This window comes from Vibrio sp. LQ2, assembly GCF_023920125.1.
GTDB lineage: Bacteria > Pseudomonadota > Gammaproteobacteria > Enterobacterales > Vibrionaceae > Vibrio > Vibrio fluvialis.
Genome location: NZ_CP085308.1, coordinates 954213 through 969553, shown reverse-complemented (window position 1 = coordinate 969553; position 15341 = coordinate 954213). Strand labels below are relative to the sequence as shown.

Here is a 15341-nt window from a genome sequence, read left to right as displayed (position 1 = left end):
TTTTAGAGTTAATGCTCTATATTATAGATTTTCTGCCTGACGTGACAGAATTTTAAAAAGCCATCAGCAGTATATAAGAAAGTGCAACAGATGTAATAACGCGCTGACCCGGTTTGCGAAGTCAGCGCGATGTTAAATGCGGGGATAAGAAGGGCACAAGAAATCAGCACGCCAAATAAGCTTTTTGGTTCCTTGCATCGTGATCAACACGTCTCTGCCGGACATTTGAGGAAATGCGAGCAGTACGCGCAGTTGATCGTCGTCTTCGGTTTCGAGTTCATAAGCACGCACATGAGTAAATGTTGAGTGCAGATTCTCGAACAGCATGTCGTGAGACAAGCATATCCCGAAAGCATCTCTTTCCATGGTGAGTTTCCTTCTGACAATGTAGTGGTTAAGCCGCAATCACGATTTGAATAGTTATGTATAAGTTGTGATTGTTTTTACAACGCTTCAGTCCTCACTGCCCATTGAGTATATCGGCTAATCACTCAAACGAACTAAAAATAACCTAAATGTGGTGTGATCTGTGCCACGTTTTATGGGTGCAAAAAATTTTAGTTTGTTGATGATTTATTGCTCACTTTGAGGCGTTTTTTTAGTCGCTAAATTTCCTTATCGAAATGAATAGGTTGGGGACTATCACAGGGCTCACAGTTCTCAGCCGCACTTTTCGCCCTGTTGTTAAATAAGTGTTAGCTTTGTGCGCAACAAGGAGAAATCGATGACATGGAACAGCATCAGCTTCCGAAAACGAATGCTGATCATTATGACTTTATCCGGTTTGATTGAACTGCTGGTGCTGGTGGCGGCGGGTTTTGTTTACATAAAACATGCACAAGAAGAAGAAATGGGGCTAAAGGCGCTGGGCGTGGCTTCGTTTCTGGCCAGTTCGCCAGCGGTCATCGATCTGATTCAAAAAGGCGACGCTTCTGATGCTCAACAAGAGCGTTTTCGCGATCTGACTCAGCTCATCGGTGCTGCGTTTATTGTGATTGGTGACGAGAAAGGTATTCGACTTGTTCATCCGCTTGACCGCCGTATCGGCAAACCGATGGTAGGGGGCGATAACGAACGCGCACTGAATAACGGTGAAGCTTACGTCTCGTTTGCACAAGGATCTCTCGGTAAGTCGGTGCGCGGTAAATCGGCGGTGCTTGACGCTAATGGCAATATCATCGGTGTGGTCTCGGTCGGTTATCTGCTTGAGCGCCTGCAAGATCGCATTGAGCCGTATCTCATTTACCTGATCGGCATTACTTTTCTGGTGGTCGCCGCGAACGGAGTGGTGTCGAGCTATGTCTCCCGCCGCTTCCAGAAAGCGATACTGGGTTTTGAGCCGGAAGAGATTGGCCGTTTGTATGTCGAACTTGACGTGACGATGAGCACCATCAAAGAGGGCATTCTCAGTATCGACGACAAAGGAATACTACGCTCGATAAACAAAAGTGCCTGTGAAATTCTCGGTATTGATCGTGACAAAGCCCTCAACCGTTTACTCACCGATTCGCTGCCGGACAGTGATCTGTATACGGTGCTGGAGTCAGGCGAGATAGACCACGACATTGAACTTTATCTGAATAAGCAGCGTTTGATTGCCAACCGCAGCCCGCTGATTGTGGATGGTAAAGTTGTGGGGGCGGTATCGAGTTTCCGTTTACGCGATGAAATTAATGATTTGACTGAGCAGCTGTCGCAAACCAAAGAGTACGCAGAAATGCTGCGTTCACAAACCCATGAACACCGTAACAAGCTCAATACCATCAGTGGCTTGGTACAAATGGGCGAACTGGAAGCGGTACAGCAGTTGATTGGGCAGGAAACCGCGCATTATCAGAGCTTGATTGAGTTCTTGCGCGAGACGGTGAAAGATCCGCTGATTGCCGGCATGTTGCTGGGTAAAACGGAACGTGCGCGTGAAATTGGTTTAGAGCTGCGCGTGGATGAGGGATCTCATCTTGCGGCGCTGCCTCAGCGTATTAACGCAGAAGATATCGTGACCATTTTGGGAAACCTGATCGATAACGCCTTTGATGCCACGCTGAGTGTCATTCGCAGCGAGCAGCCTATCCCGCAAGAGCGACGTATAATTGATGTATCTATCAGCGATTACGGCAATGAAATTATATTGGAAGTCGAAGATCAGGGTTGTGGACTTCCCACTGATGTCGATCCGGAAGTGCTGTTGCAAAAAGGGATTTCCAGCAAAGCCAAACAGAACCGCGGCGTCGGCCTGTTCTTGGTCAAACAGCTGTCGGATAGATATCAGGGACAATTAGAAATGGTCAGTGATAAGGAATTTGGAACACGTATGACGGTTTATTTGCCGAAGGAAGAAATGCAATGAGTACCCGGGTATTGATCATTGAAGATGATGTCGCGATTGCTCAATTGCATCACAAATATCTCAACCAGATCGGCGGCTTTGAAGTGGTAGGGATTGCCACAACTCAGGCAGAAGCAGAGTTGCAGCTCGACGTTCTAAAGCCGGATTTGGTGTTGTTGGACGTCTATCTTCCGGATGGTACGGGCCTCGATATATTGCAGTGGGTGCGTGGCCGCAATGAGTGTTGCGACATCATCTTAATCACTGCTGCCCGTGATGTGGAAACGCTGCAGCAGGCTATGCGCGGAGGAGTAGTGGATTACCTGCTTAAACCGGTCATGTTTCCGCGTCTTGAAGCGGCGCTGAACAAGTATCAGGCCCGTCAGGTTGAGCTTGGCCGGGTCGCCGATCTTGATCAGGGAATGGTGGACAAAATGCTCACCGCACACACTCAATCCGAGCCCGGTCAGCAGCGACTGCCGAAAGGGATTGATTCGGTCACGCTGGACAAAATCCGCCATCTGTTTCGCCAACCTGTCAGCCTGACCGCTGATGAAGCGGGGGAACGTATTGGAGCCAGTCGCACCACAGCGCGGCGCTATCTCGAATATTTGATTGGTTCTGGAGAGCTGGAAGCCGACGTGCGTTATGGCAGCGTAGGGCGTCCGGAGCGCAGCTATAAGAAAGTCCTACGCCATTGAACGAACGTATCGTCTAGACGAACCTTCTATCCCTATCTACAGTTAAATTCAGACGTCGTCTGAACAATCAGGTAGGGTGTTATGAAGATAGGTAACACGTTCGTTAAAGTGATTTTTGTTTGGGTATGTTCGTTCTCCGGTGCCTTTGGCGCCACTCTGGATTCTCTGACCTATTACACGGAAGAGTATCCGCCTTTTAATTTCCATCAAAATGGTCAGGTGACGGGTATTTCGGTCGACCTGCTTCTTCAGGCCGCTCAAGTCGCAGGCGTTACTTTACCGCGCGATCACATCGTTTTGCAGCCTTGGGCGCGCTCTTATCGTTCGACTATTTTGCGTCCGGGTTCCGTGCTGTTTTCCACTACTCGTACTCAACATCGGGAAGATCTGTTTCACTGGGTCGGCCCGATTGACGACATCAAAGTCGTCATCATTGCCCGCAAAGGCAGTGGTATTGAGGTGGATAGTCCGCTGGACATGGCGTCTTACCGCATTGGTATCATTCGTGATGACGTGGGTGAGCAGATGCTGCTGCAGTTTGGTGTGCCACGAGAATCGATGCAAGAAGCGGCGTATGTCAGCGTACTGGCTGAGCAGTTGCTCAAGAAACGCATTGATTTAATTGCTTATGATGAACGTTCAGCACAGTGGTGGATCAAACAAGCGGGCTATAATGTCGAAGATTTTGAAACTGTTTATGTCCTCAAAGAAGGATTGTTGTACTATGCGTTTAACAAAAACGTCGATCAAAGCTTGTTGAACGACTTACAAAAAGGTATTGATACAATTAAAAATACCACCGGTAAAGATGGCGTGAACCTGTATCAGGCGATCTTGAACAAATATCGATGACTGGCCTTAAAGATGTGACCATTATGAGCAACCCAAGCAGTACAATCTTATTAGAAAGCGGCACCAACGAATTAGAGATTATCGAATTCCACTTGGAGAAGCTGCTGCCGAGCGGTCAAACCAAAACCTGTTATTACGGCATCAACGTGGCCAAAGTGCGTGAAGTGATTCGCGTGCCGGAAACCACGGACTATCCGAATGCGCAGCCGCACATGATAGGGGTGTTTTCATCACGGGAGATTCTCACGCCACTGGTGGATCTGGCAGGCTGGCTCGGTGTACCGACTCGCAAAGAGATCGACAACAAGTTCGTCATCGTGACCGATTTCAACCGCATGACCAACGGCTTTCTGATTGACAGCATCAGCCGCATTCATCGTATTTCCTGGAACGATGTGGAATCGCCAAGCCAGTTCTTAGAATCTGGTGAGCAGGATTGCGTCGTTGCGGTTGTGCGCAAAGAAGGCAAGCTGATCATGATTCTCGATTTTGAAAAGATCATTGCCGACATCAACCCGGAACTGAGTATGGAAAAATACGATGTGAAGGTAGACCGCTCGGTGGATCTTAACCAGAAAATGGTCGGCAAACGTAACGCCAAAACAGTCATGGTGGTGGACGATTCCGCCTTTATTCGCAGCCTGATTCAGGACACCCTGAGCACCGCAGGTTATAACGTGATTGCGTGTAAAGATGGTGGCGAAGCGTACGAAAAGTTGATGGATATTCAACGTATTGCCAAAGAAGAGAACCTGCCAGTGAGCGAGCTGATCGATGCCATCGTAACCGACGTGGAAATGCCGCGTATGGACGGGATGCACTTGGTCAAACGCCTGCGTGACAGCGAAGTCTATACCAAGACACCTATCGTGATGTTCTCCTCCCTGATGAGTGAAGATAACCGTCACAAAGCCATGACGCTTGGTGCCAATGACACCATCACCAAGCCTGAAATCGGCAAACTGGTGAGTATGATGGATAACTATATTTTCGGTTAAGCGCGAATTAGTAGTAAAAACGGAGCCAAGGGTTCCGTTTTTTTATGTGCAAAATTCGAAACCCGCCCGCTGCGCCGCTTGGGATTAGGATCATAAATTCCGGCACTCACGCAAATGTAACTTTCTTTCAGTTCCAGCCGCGCTTCAACCTACCGAGTGTTACCCGCTTCACTGAAATGGCCAGTGATATGAAACTCATCACCACTTATATCCCTGCCGAATGTGAACTCTCCCAATATTTTGATTTCTCATCCTTTTCATCTACGCCCATACCAGGGAATTGCAAGGGGGAGGTCATCAAATGTTGTCCAATTATAACGTTATTGTGCGTAGTCAGGTGCATATGACGGCGCAGGTCAGGGTTTGCTGCCATTTCGTTTTCAAGCAGCACCCAATAACGTAAACCTTATGGACAGAACGATGAATACAAAGCTAACGAGAATAACCATCGCGTTTGCTTCACTGGGACTTTTGGCCGCCTGTAATGATGGCAGTTCCAGTGATAGTCAGACGATGAGCGTTCAGGCGATGGATGGCTATTTGAATCAGGCTGTGGTGTGGCTTGACGTCAACGGCAACTTTGAACGTGACAGTGATGAACCGCAAGCCACAACCGGCGAGCAGGGGCGTGCGGAGATTGATCTTTCCGCTTTCAATGGTGACCCCGACAGTTATACCTTGATGACAGAAGTCATACAGGGACAAACCATTGACGAAGATCTGCCCGGAGTGACTGTGTCACGCGGCTACATGATGTCGGCACCGAAAGGCTATCGTCAGATCACACCGCTCACCACTATGCTGCATGCCAAAATGGAAGATGGCCTGAGTGAAGCGCAAGCTCTGGCCGCGCTGCGCGAGGATCTCAATCAACCGGGTCTGGACCCGAAAGCGAACTACATCGCTGATGGCAATACACTGGTGGCACAGTCCGCGAAAGCTATGGCGCAAATGATGCCGGAGCAGTTCGATGCCAATCTGATTGGTCAGCATGCCGAACAAATGGCGCAAGGAGCCAAAGCGATTGGCGAGGAAATCAAAAACGCGCGCGAAAATGGTGGTGAAGTCGATCTTGGCAATAAAACACTGACTTTCGATGAAAATGGCCGTCCTGTCATTATGGTCGATAGCGACAAAGATGGCGTTGCCGATAACGTGGATGCGTTTCCGCATGATCCGAATGAATCCGTAGACAGTGACAACGACGGCATCGGTGATTTCGCCGATAGCGACGATGACAACGATGGTTGGTCAGACGCAGATGAACGCCGTCTGGGCAGCGATCCCTATGATGCCCGCAGTGTGCCTGCGGATCTGGACAATGATGGTATCGCTGACGTTGACGACACTGATATGGATAACGATGGCGCGTTGAACAGCGATGATGCGTTTCCGCGTGATCGTTTTGAAAGTACCGATACCAATGGCGATGGCTTGGGCGACTTCGCATCCAGCGATGATGATGCCGATGGTATTCCGGACAGTATTGATCCTCAGCCGAAAAATCCTGACAACGCGACAGAGACGCCGACCCCGACATACAGCGAAGCGGTCGTGTATTACCATCGCTCGGATGCCAACTACGCTGGATGGGGATTGCATCTTTGGAATGGCGGCAGCTGCGATTCGGTTGCCGACGATACGTTGAACAGTGTGAGCTGGGGCGCGCCACTAAGCTACACGACTATCGACGGTGACTATGGCGCTGAGTTCCATATTCCGCTCAAAGCAGAGCATGGCAATTGCATGAACTTCATCATTCATAACGGCGATGACAAAGCGCTGGGTGGTGATGACCTGCAGCTGGATTTTTCCAAAGGTAACACGCTCTACACTGAGCATGGCAGTAGTGTTCTCAAATACTCGCCGAATGAACAAACGACGGTCACGATTGAAGGGGCATCAGCGCACTGGATGGCAGCTGATTCCATCGCCTGGCAAACCACCGATGGTGCCAGCAGTTATCAGTTGTGGAGCCGTGCTGCGGGCAATGGCGATATCAACGAGCCATCGCAGTTCGTTGCTTATCCGCTGGCGCAAGCGGGAGTGGTGAGCAGCACTCACTATCCGCATTTGAGTGGCATGGTAAATTTTCAACTGGACGTGACGGCTGAACAGGCTAAAGCACTGTTGAAAACCGAACTGCTGGCCGTGGCGCTCAACAGTGAAGGGCAAGTGTTGGCAGCCACGCAGTTGCAAATCCCTGGCGCCGTGGATGCGTTGTACACCAGCGGAGAGAACGATGCGGATGAAGCGAAGCTGGGTTCCTGGCTGGCTGACGGCAAAGCACATTTTGCTCTTTGGGCGCCCACCGCACAAAGCGTGGAGCTTTATCTGTATGATGCGGATAAAACGCTGCGTCAGGCGTCGCCTGTTATGATGAGCGAAGACCCGGCGACGGGTATTTGGCATTATCAGGGCGATGAAGCCGCCTTGAATCAGGTCTACTATCGTTATCGCCTGCGTGCTTATCATCCGAAAACCCGTCAGGTGGAATGGATGATGACCACCGATCCTTACTCACTCTCTCTCAGCACCTCCAGCCTTTACTCACAACTGGTCGATCTGGAATCGCCGCAGAGTAAACCGTCAGGCTGGGACAACCAGATGGTTCCCGAACTGAGCGCGCCGGAAGACAACATCATTTATGAAGTGCACATTCGTGATTTCAGCGCCAGCGATACCAAAGGTACACCGGAACTCAATGGTAAATACCTGGCATTTTTGGAAGAACAACGTGACAGTGTCGCGCACCTGAAAAGCTTGCGCGACGCCGGCCTAACCACGGTGCATCTGCTGCCAAGCTATGATCTGGCGTCCATCCCTGAAGAGAGTCGCCGCCGGGTCGATCTGAATGACACAGTCGCTAAGCTGTGCGATCTCAATCCAAGTGCGACATTGTGCAGCAATGGTACGGATCGCGGCGCGACAATTTTGTCTCTGCTGGAGCAGGCGGATCCTGCCACCGAACAAGCGCAGGCATTGATGGCCGACATTCGTCCGCTCGACAGTTTCAACTGGGGTTACGATCCATACCATTACTCGGTGCCGGAAGGCAGCTACGCCGTAAACAGTGAAGGATTGGCGCGCATCAAAGAGTACCGCCAGATGGTGCAGAAGCTGCACGAGTTTGGTTTCAGAGTCGTGCAGGATGTGGTGTACAACCATACCTATTCATCGGGGCTGTACGATAAATCGGTCCTCGATAAAACGGTTCCGGGTTATTACCACCGTTTGAACCCTGTGACAGGGGCGGTGGAAAACTCAACCTGTTGTGATAACACGGCTTCTGAGCATCGTATGTTCGAAAAGCTGGTGGCTGACAGCGTCAGTATGTGGGCCAAAGAGTACAAAATCGATGGCTTCCGTTTTGACTTGATGGGTCACCTGATGAAGTCCAGCATGCTCAAAGTGTATGAACAGGTGAAAGCGGTCGACGAGGATACCTGGTTCTACGGTGAAGGCTGGAACTTTGGTGAAGTGGTCAATGGCGCACGCGGTGAAAACGCCACGCAATGGCAGATGGCCGGAACCGGAATCGGGACTTACAACGATCGTCTGCGTGATGGTGTGCGTGGTGGCGGCCCGTTCGACAGTGGCGCAGATTTGCTTAATAACCCTGGTTTTGCCAATGCTGGTGACCGATTCAGTGATGAGCTGAAATCACGTATGGATCTGATTCGCTACGGCATGGCGGGAAATCTGCAAAATTATCCGCTGAAAACCTACAGCGGGATGGTGGTATTGGGTAAGGATTACCTCTATGGCGACCAAGGAGCCGCGTATACGTTGGATCCGCAAGAGTCGGTAAACTATGTCTCCAAGCATGATAACCAGACGCTGTGGGATTTTAACCAGTACAAAACGGATGCGTCAGTCTCGTCGGCTGATCGCGCGCGAATGCAGATTGTCGGGCTCGCGCCTGTGCTGCTGGGGCAAGGTGTGCCGTTCTTGCATATGGGATCAGAGCTGCTGCGTTCCAAATCCATGGCTCGTGACAGTTACGACAGTGGTGACTGGGTCAACCGGGTTGATTTCAGCAAACAGACCAACAACTGGAACGTCGGTCTGCCACGCGCTGATAAAGATCAGGCGAACTGGAGTGCGATTCAGTCCATCATTAGCAATCCGAATACGGTGGCCTCACCGAAAGACATCGCCTGGAGTGATGAAGCATTTAAAACGCTGCTGAAAATTCGCTCTGGTACACCGTTGTTGCGTTTGCTGACGCAGGATGAAATCGTTACACGCGTACATTTCCACAATACGGGGTCGGATGCTCTGCCGGGCCTGATTGCGATGTCGGTGGACGACGGTATTACTTCCGGCGCGGATCTTGATGCCAACTACGACGCGATTGTGGTGATCATCAACGCCAACACGGCAACACAAAGTATCACGATGGATGAAGCGTCTGGATTCAGTTTGCATCCGCTGCTGGCCAATGCGTCCGATTCGGTGGTGCGCAGTGCCAGTGTCAGCGCTCATACTTTCTCCGTCCCCGGGCTCACTGCTGCGGTGTTTGTTCTGCCGCAACAAGGCGAGCAGGGCACCGGCATTCAGGTTGCGTCACAACAAGCCGACCAGGCCCCTTACGGGTCAACCACTGTGTATCTGCGTGGTTCGATGAATGGCTGGGCAACCAGCACCGCTTTTGAGTATGTCAAAGAAGGGGTTTATCAGGTCAGTGCCTACCTTCAACCGGGTGAGTACGAGTTCAAGCTTGCCAGTGATGATTGGTCAACCGTGAACCTCGGGTTTGGCTCAGTGACAGACAACAGCGGGCTGTTGCAGGACGCTGGTGGCAACTTCAAACTCACGCTGAGCGAAGCAGGGCTCTGGCACTTTGTACTGAATGCTTCGGATACTGCGCATCCGAGTCTCTCGCTCAGTCAAACGGATTATGCCTGTTATCAGGATGACGATCCGGCCTGTAACCTGCGTATTTATCAGGTGATGGTGGAGTCTTTTGTTGATGGCGACAGCGGTGCAGACTACGGCGTCGGCTATGGCAGTTCGCATCACAAAGGCGACTTACAAGGCATCATTGATAGCCTCGATTACATCGCCAGCTTGAATGTCAACGCCATCTGGCTGACCCCTGTGTTTGATTCGTGTGCAGGAACAGGTACAGACAACAAACTCGATGCGACTGGTTATTTTGCGTGTGATTACTTCAATGTCGATCCGAATTTTGGGACCAATGCACAACTGAAAACGCTGATTGATACAGCGCATGCTAAGGGCTTGTACGTGTTCCTTGACGGCGTTTTCGGTCACACTCATGTTAACACCGTCAAAGCTTCACCAACCGGGAAACTGCCGCAACTCAAAGCGGGTGAAAGCGGTTACCCGGGGCAATTGGTGGTGTACCCGAGCGTGGACAGTGAAGCCTTCTTCCAGGAAGTGGCGACGTACTGGATCAGTCAGTATCACATTGATGGCTGGCGTCTGGACCAAGCATATCAGGTACCGCTGGCAACCTGGCGCAACCTGCGCTCGGCGGTTGAAAGTGCAGCGGCGGCCAACAAAGAAGCTGGCGCGCAGTGGGGTACGCTGGGTTATATGGTCGGTGAAGTGTGGAGTGATGCCAATTCCATTACCGAACAGGCTTATGGCAGTGATGATGCGCCCGCTCTGGCTTCAGCCTTCAACTTCCCGCTACGCTATGGCCTGGTACAAGCTTTGGCGGTTGAGGAGTCGGGGGCGTCAGCTAACGCACGAGCGCTCGATGCGTCTTGGAATACGCGTAGCCTGTCACCGTATCACGCCATGCCAAACCTGATGTTGGGCAACCACGATTTGGTGCGCTTTGGTGATTTGATTCAACGTGGCAACCTGGGCGATTTCTACGCACGCTATCAGGCAGCCATGACATTCCTGACGGCTTATTCCGGACCCATCACACTCTATTACGGTGAGGAAATTGGCGATGAAGTGGCAGACTTTGCGACAAAAGTGACAGATAACTGCGCCGAGCAAGGGCTGTGTGATGACCATGTCTCACGCTCCAGCGGGAAAGTTGATGGCGTGACTGATGTGGCCCTGACGGCTGAGCAGCAAGCATTTAAAGCCACGGTGTCCGAGCTGATGGCGATACGGGCACAGCATCCGGCATTGTATAACGGTGAGCGTCGGAACCTGTGGATTGACGATAATGTCTATGCGGATCTTAAAGTCAGTGGTGAAGAGCAGATAGTGTTTGCGCTCAACACGTCGACGTCGGCGCAAAGCCTGCCGATTGACATGGGCAAACTCAAGCCAACCACACAACTGCGTGATTTGCTGACGAATGAAGTGATCGCAACGACCGAGACCACGACAACGGTTTCGCTCCCCGCCCTGACCGGACGCTTGTTACTGGTTGAGTAAGTATTCTTTGTATATAGTGAAAGCCCGCTTCGGCGGGCTTTTTGTTTCTCGAAATGCCCAATCCTCAAAACTGAAGGAATAAACTGGCCTTTCCGCAAAACTTCGGTTATCTATAAAAGCGTTACGTCTCATTTAGTTACTTGCCACTACTGGCAGTTCAAAGCGCTATGAATAAAAGCTGATGGAGCACCATGACTAACATTTTCATCATTGTTGCATTGCTGGTGGTATTTTTCGTTGTGATTCAAAAGTACGTCATCCGTCACGACGATACCAAGGATTACGCCTATAAGCGCAAAGGGCCGGTGCTCAATATGGCCGAAAGCACCTTTTATAACGCATTGAAAACGGCAGTAGGGGAGCACGGTGTCGTACTGACCAAAGTCAGCATGGCGCACGTGGTGACGCCCGCTAAGTTGCAGAACAAAAAGCAGTGGTTTATTGCCAGTAACCGCATTGCACGCAGCTACTTCAATTTTGTGGTGTGTGATGCCCGCACCCTAGAACCACGGGTGGTGGTGGAGCTTGACGATGGCAAGGAACTGAACAAGTCAAAGATTGAACGTGAAAAACTGCTGATGCACGTGTGCAAAACCGCCAACATTCCACTCATCGGCGCCAATATCAAATACAGTTATCAGGTCGGGAAGCTGCGCCGGTTGTTGGCCGCGCATATTGATCTGATCGAAACCGATAAAGAAGTTCGCTTTTGTAAGCGTTGTGGCAGCCCGATGGTAATAAAAGTTGCCAGCCAAGGCGAGTTTAAAGGCCGCCGCTTTTTTACCTGCAGCCGACAGCCGCACTGTACTTATACAGAAAACTATAACGTGGTGTTTGAACTGGATGATGACAACGAGTCGAATGATATCGAGCCGTTAAACTGATTCGGTTTGCATGGTGTGTTCGCGCTTGTCGGAAATTTGGCATAAACGCACCTGATTACGACCGTTTTTCTTCGCTCGATACAGTTCTACGTCTGCCAGTTTCAACAAATCGCTGAGGTTATCGCCATCTCGGTATTCGCAAATACCGACACTCAAGGTCAGTTGAATGCGTTGATTACGATAGTTGTAGAGGTGCTGCCCAATCACGTAACGCAGGCGCTCGCCGACGCGTTCTGCCTGTTCCAACCCTTGGTCAAACAGAGTGACACAAAACTCTTCTCCGCCGATCCTGAATAAGTTGTTGTCTCCCACGATCTGGCTCAGCAATTGCGTGGTTTCGATCAACACTTTGTCGCCGGTATCGTGGCCGAATTCATCATTAACCTGTTTGAAGTAGTCCAAATCGATGATGAGCAAGCACAGTGAGGAGGCGTCGTCTTTGTTCTTCTCGAAGTGATTGAAGGCAGAGGTCAGCGATAAGCGGTTGTGTGCTCCGGTTAATGAATCCCGGGACGCCAGATAGGTGAGGGAGTTTTCAATGTTGTGACGGTTGGTCTCGTAAATGTGGGAAACCGTCCAAACGCCCACATAACACAGGATCAAATTGACTAACGTCGCTACCGTATCAAACGCGTCGACTTTGGTAGCATTGTGGTAGACGTTAAAAATCTGAATGATCAGCACCACGCCCGTCATCAGTCGTCCATGCGATTGTCCGAGCAAGACATAAAGCAGAATCGGGCAGAATATCGTCCATAGGAATAAACCGTTACCCAGCGGTTGCATGAAACTGCCCACACCGATAATAGTAATGAGGAAGTAGACATAGTACTGAATATGACGATGGGTATGTTTATGAGCGGTTGCCAGTCGATAAATATAACCAGAGTAGAAAGCGAATAAAAACTCCAGTCCTGCCAGCACATAGGCTTCGTTGTAGGAGATGTTGAAGATGGTGAAGAACAGGGCAATCCCAGTCAGGAACAGGCTGAGACCCGCCAGTACTGACGCTCTCAAAGTATGCGAATTGTCAAACAACCTTGCATCCATGTTCTAACGTCTCAATTGCATAGTTCCTAGCCAATAAGGCGCTATACTACCCCTTTAGTTTAAGCAATCAATATTATTTTTGAATACGAATCACAAAAGGAGAGATAGTTCTAATTAGTGCCGGAAAATTAATTGTGATGTAACTCAGTTAATTGTTGTGAAATGGGATAAAAAAACAGCAAACTGTCGATGTAAAAGCCAATCGATTCAAAAACAAAGAAATTTGACTTGCGCGTCTGAAAATCTGTCGTTAATATCCTCCCCGTTCTCAGGTAAAGCGTCCGTAGCTCAGCTGGTTAGAGTATCGCCTTGACATGGCGGGGGTCGGTGGTTCGAGTCCACTCGGACGCACCATGAGAAAACACTCAGCAAGTGTATAAACATGCGGTGTGCGTCCGTAGCTCAGCTGGTTAGAGTATCGCCTTGACATGGCGGGGGTCGGTGGTTCGAGTCCACTCGGACGCACCATAAATTCACACAGAACCCGCTTTTTAGCGGGTTTTGTCGTTTCTTAAGCGATTAAAATACGTGGCTTTCCTAGAATGAGTGTCCACATTCGTCTTCAGGTGTGGTTTTAATCGCTCCAACCTAAGTTCCCGACATCCAGATTAAGTTCGGTTCCTTTCTCGCCTCTTACTTTGCCCACCGTCACCGGTCTAACTGACTTATTCGTCAGTGCGACTTCGGATCGGCTCTTCGACGTCTGGCTCTTAATTAGCTGATAGGGATTTTAAGGCTACTGTTAGCGCCAATCTGCGGCTTTGTTGCCCGCGGTATATGGACGATCTGAGCATGACAAAGGAGGGGATGGCGTTTAAAAACCTGTTTGTAAATGCCAAGGGTAAAGATACCACAGCGCCGGAACTCAAACCTATTGGCCTTATGGAAGCGAAAGACTCGTTCAAAGACGCGAAGAACCAGATCTTGAATGATGTGCTGGCACAGATTTATTCACTGGGCGAACTGAACGAGTTTGTGGAGAATGAGCAGCTTAAATTGAATGAGTATGTGAGCTTGGAGCATGGTAGCTGATCGCTTCAGTGTGATTTTTGTCAGCCAAACAATTCTTTTATTCTTGTTTATTTGATTAACTATCAATAAGTTATTTGGTTTTTTGTAAAACTAGTTATATATAAAAACACGCAAGCGTACCAATAGAATGTTAGGCTAAACAAGTTTAATCCAAAAGTTATGGGAAAGGAGATCTGATAATGCTTTGGATTGTCATTAAGTACCTTACCACTGCTGCTATCGTTGTGTTGGTTTCTGAAGTTGCAAAAAGAAGTGACAAAATGGGGGCTTTGGTCGCAGCTTTACCGACAGTAACCATATTGGCGTTGGTTTGGATGTACATAGAAGGGCAGGGAAACAGCAAACTTTCAAATCATGCTTTTTATACTTTTTGGTATGTGTTACCAACATTCCCAATGTTTTTGCTCTTTCCTTATTTACTGGCTAAATATTCATTTTGGATCACGTTGCTAATAAGTTGTGTAGTTTCGATTGTTTGCTTCGCAATTACACAAGCAGTAGTGAAGCACTTTGGGATAAGTTTGCTGTAGACAAGTTTAGCCCAACAAATGCCTCAAGACGGATTCGTAACGCTCGACGGTTATGGTTAGATTTAGCGTTGTGTTTACTTTACTGTGCAATGGTTGAGTACTGTTGTGTGTTGCTCACCACGTAAGCGAGCGTTAGCTTTCTTCGAGGAAATCGGTCTATGGAATTCAAAGAAAAAATCTTTATCAATGCTGTACCTGAAAAAATTTATCCATTTTATTCTAATGTTAATGATTGGGCTGCGTGGGACCCCGATGTTACCTCATCTTCAATAGATGGCGATTTTGTTCAAGGTACAAAAGGTAGGCTCAAACCTATGAAAGGACCGGAAGCAAAAATAGAGTTTACGGAAGTAACTATAAATAAGTCCTTTACAACAATTAGTCGCTTACCACTTTGCCAAATTAGTTTTGAACATGAACTGCGGGGAAAAGGTAAGCAAACGGAAGTGATTCACGCTGTGAAATTTTCGGGCTTCTTGGCTCCACTGTTCGGCAGGTTAATAGGTAAACAGATGAAAAGAGCCTTACCTGCGACGATGAAAGGGCTCAAACAAGCAGTAGAAAATGAAGGCATACAAAGCGTTCAAGAGTGATTC

10 protein-coding genes, 2 tRNA genes and 1 pseudogene are annotated in these 15341 nt (G+C 49.3%); 11 read left to right on the top strand and 2 right to left on the bottom strand.

All coding sequences use genetic code 11. The features are described 5' to 3' along the window. Positions 1-132: 132 nt before the first annotated feature. Positions 133-366, bottom strand: coding sequence for a hypothetical protein (locus LGV68_RS04560; RefSeq protein ID WP_020432526.1), 234 nt, complete (start codon positions 364-366; stop codon positions 133-135). Positions 367-724: 358 nt separating this feature from the next. Here LGV68_RS04560 and LGV68_RS04555 point away from each other — a divergent pair, with 358 nt between their 5' ends. The 6 genes from LGV68_RS04555 to LGV68_RS04530 all read left to right on the top strand — a co-directional run bounded on the left by LGV68_RS04555 (position 725) and on the right by LGV68_RS04530 (position 12133). Next, positions 725-2347: a sensor histidine kinase gene (locus tag LGV68_RS04555; protein ID WP_020327481.1), complete on the top strand. Its 1623-nt coding sequence runs from the start codon at positions 725-727 to the stop codon at positions 2345-2347. Next, positions 2344-3027 (top strand): response regulator, encoded by a 684-nt coding sequence (locus LGV68_RS04550; RefSeq protein WP_020432525.1) that lies wholly within the window; start codon positions 2344-2346, stop codon positions 3025-3027. Before LGV68_RS04555 ends, LGV68_RS04550 begins: the two co-directional genes overlap by 4 nt. Before the next feature lie 81 nt (positions 3028-3108). Continuing rightward, a complete protein-coding gene (locus LGV68_RS04545; RefSeq protein WP_024374658.1) occupies positions 3109-3879 on the top strand; it encodes a transporter substrate-binding domain-containing protein in 771 nt (256 codons plus the stop codon). 23 nt (positions 3880-3902) lie between these two features. Continuing rightward, positions 3903-4877 (top strand): chemotaxis protein, encoded by a 975-nt coding sequence (locus LGV68_RS04540; RefSeq protein ID WP_199465406.1) that lies wholly within the window; start codon positions 3903-3905, stop codon positions 4875-4877. A gap of 420 nt (positions 4878-5297) precedes the next feature. Further along, the gene (gene pulA, locus LGV68_RS04535) at positions 5298-11249 is read left to right on the top strand and encodes a pullulanase-type alpha-1,6-glucosidase (protein ID WP_252536342.1); all 5952 of its coding nucleotides are present in this window, start codon (positions 5298-5300) and stop codon (positions 11247-11249) included. Positions 11250-11440: 191 nt separating this feature from the next. Further along, positions 11441-12133: a DUF2726 domain-containing protein gene (locus LGV68_RS04530; RefSeq protein ID WP_020327476.1), complete on the top strand. Its 693-nt coding sequence runs from the start codon at positions 11441-11443 to the stop codon at positions 12131-12133. On the opposite strand, the gene LGV68_RS04525 is transcribed toward LGV68_RS04530, so the two are convergent. Then, complete coding sequence (locus tag LGV68_RS04525) at positions 12125-13183, bottom strand: GGDEF domain-containing protein (protein WP_024374661.1); 1059 nt, start codon at positions 13181-13183, stop codon at positions 12125-12127. The genes LGV68_RS04530 and LGV68_RS04525 overlap by 9 nt on opposite strands. 277 nt (positions 13184-13460) lie before the next feature. Here LGV68_RS04525 and LGV68_RS04520 point away from each other — a divergent pair. The 5 genes and pseudogenes from LGV68_RS04520 (at position 13461) to LGV68_RS04500 (ending at position 15338) form a co-directional block, all read left to right on the top strand. Further along, positions 13461-13537, top strand: a tRNA-Val gene (locus LGV68_RS04520). 37 nt (positions 13538-13574) lie between these two features. Beyond that, positions 13575-13651 (top strand) — tRNA-Val (locus tag LGV68_RS04515). Between the two features lie 330 nt (positions 13652-13981). After that, a pseudogene (locus tag LGV68_RS04510) lies at positions 13982-14215 on the top strand (phage portal protein); the annotation flags it as partial. 179 nt (positions 14216-14394) lie between these two features. Beyond that, positions 14395-14745, top strand: coding sequence for a DUF3147 family protein (locus LGV68_RS04505; protein WP_252536341.1), 351 nt, complete (start codon positions 14395-14397; stop codon positions 14743-14745). Between the two features lie 158 nt (positions 14746-14903). Then, positions 14904-15338 carry an SRPBCC family protein gene (locus LGV68_RS04500; protein WP_061056573.1) on the top strand — a complete coding sequence of 145 codons (435 nt, stop codon included), beginning with the start codon at positions 14904-14906 and terminating at the stop codon, positions 15336-15338. Positions 15339-15341 lie beyond the last annotated feature (3 nt).

Bases quoted from the DNA above. Each gene is read 5' to 3' on its own strand.
- LGV68_RS04560 (WP_020432526.1), bottom strand. From the start codon at position 366: ATGGAAAGAGATGCTTTCGGGATATGCTTGTCTCACGACATGCTGTTC.
- LGV68_RS04555 (WP_020327481.1), top strand. From the start codon at position 725: ATGACATGGAACAGCATCAGCTTCCGAAAACGAATGCTGATCATTATG.
- LGV68_RS04550 (WP_020432525.1), top strand. From the start codon at position 2,344: ATGAGTACCCGGGTATTGATCATTGAAGATGATGTCGCGATTGCTCAA.
- LGV68_RS04545 (WP_024374658.1), top strand. From the start codon at position 3,109: ATGAAGATAGGTAACACGTTCGTTAAAGTGATTTTTGTTTGGGTATGT.
- LGV68_RS04540 (WP_199465406.1), top strand. From the start codon at position 3,903: ATGAGCAACCCAAGCAGTACAATCTTATTAGAAAGCGGCACCAACGAA.
- pulA (WP_252536342.1), top strand. From the start codon at position 5,298: ATGAATACAAAGCTAACGAGAATAACCATCGCGTTTGCTTCACTGGGA.
- LGV68_RS04530 (WP_020327476.1), top strand. From the start codon at position 11,441: ATGACTAACATTTTCATCATTGTTGCATTGCTGGTGGTATTTTTCGTT.
- LGV68_RS04525 (WP_024374661.1), bottom strand. From the start codon at position 13,183: ATGGATGCAAGGTTGTTTGACAATTCGCATACTTTGAGAGCGTCAGTA.
- LGV68_RS04505 (WP_252536341.1), top strand. From the start codon at position 14,395: ATGCTTTGGATTGTCATTAAGTACCTTACCACTGCTGCTATCGTTGTG.
- LGV68_RS04500 (WP_061056573.1), top strand. From the start codon at position 14,904: ATGGAATTCAAAGAAAAAATCTTTATCAATGCTGTACCTGAAAAAATT.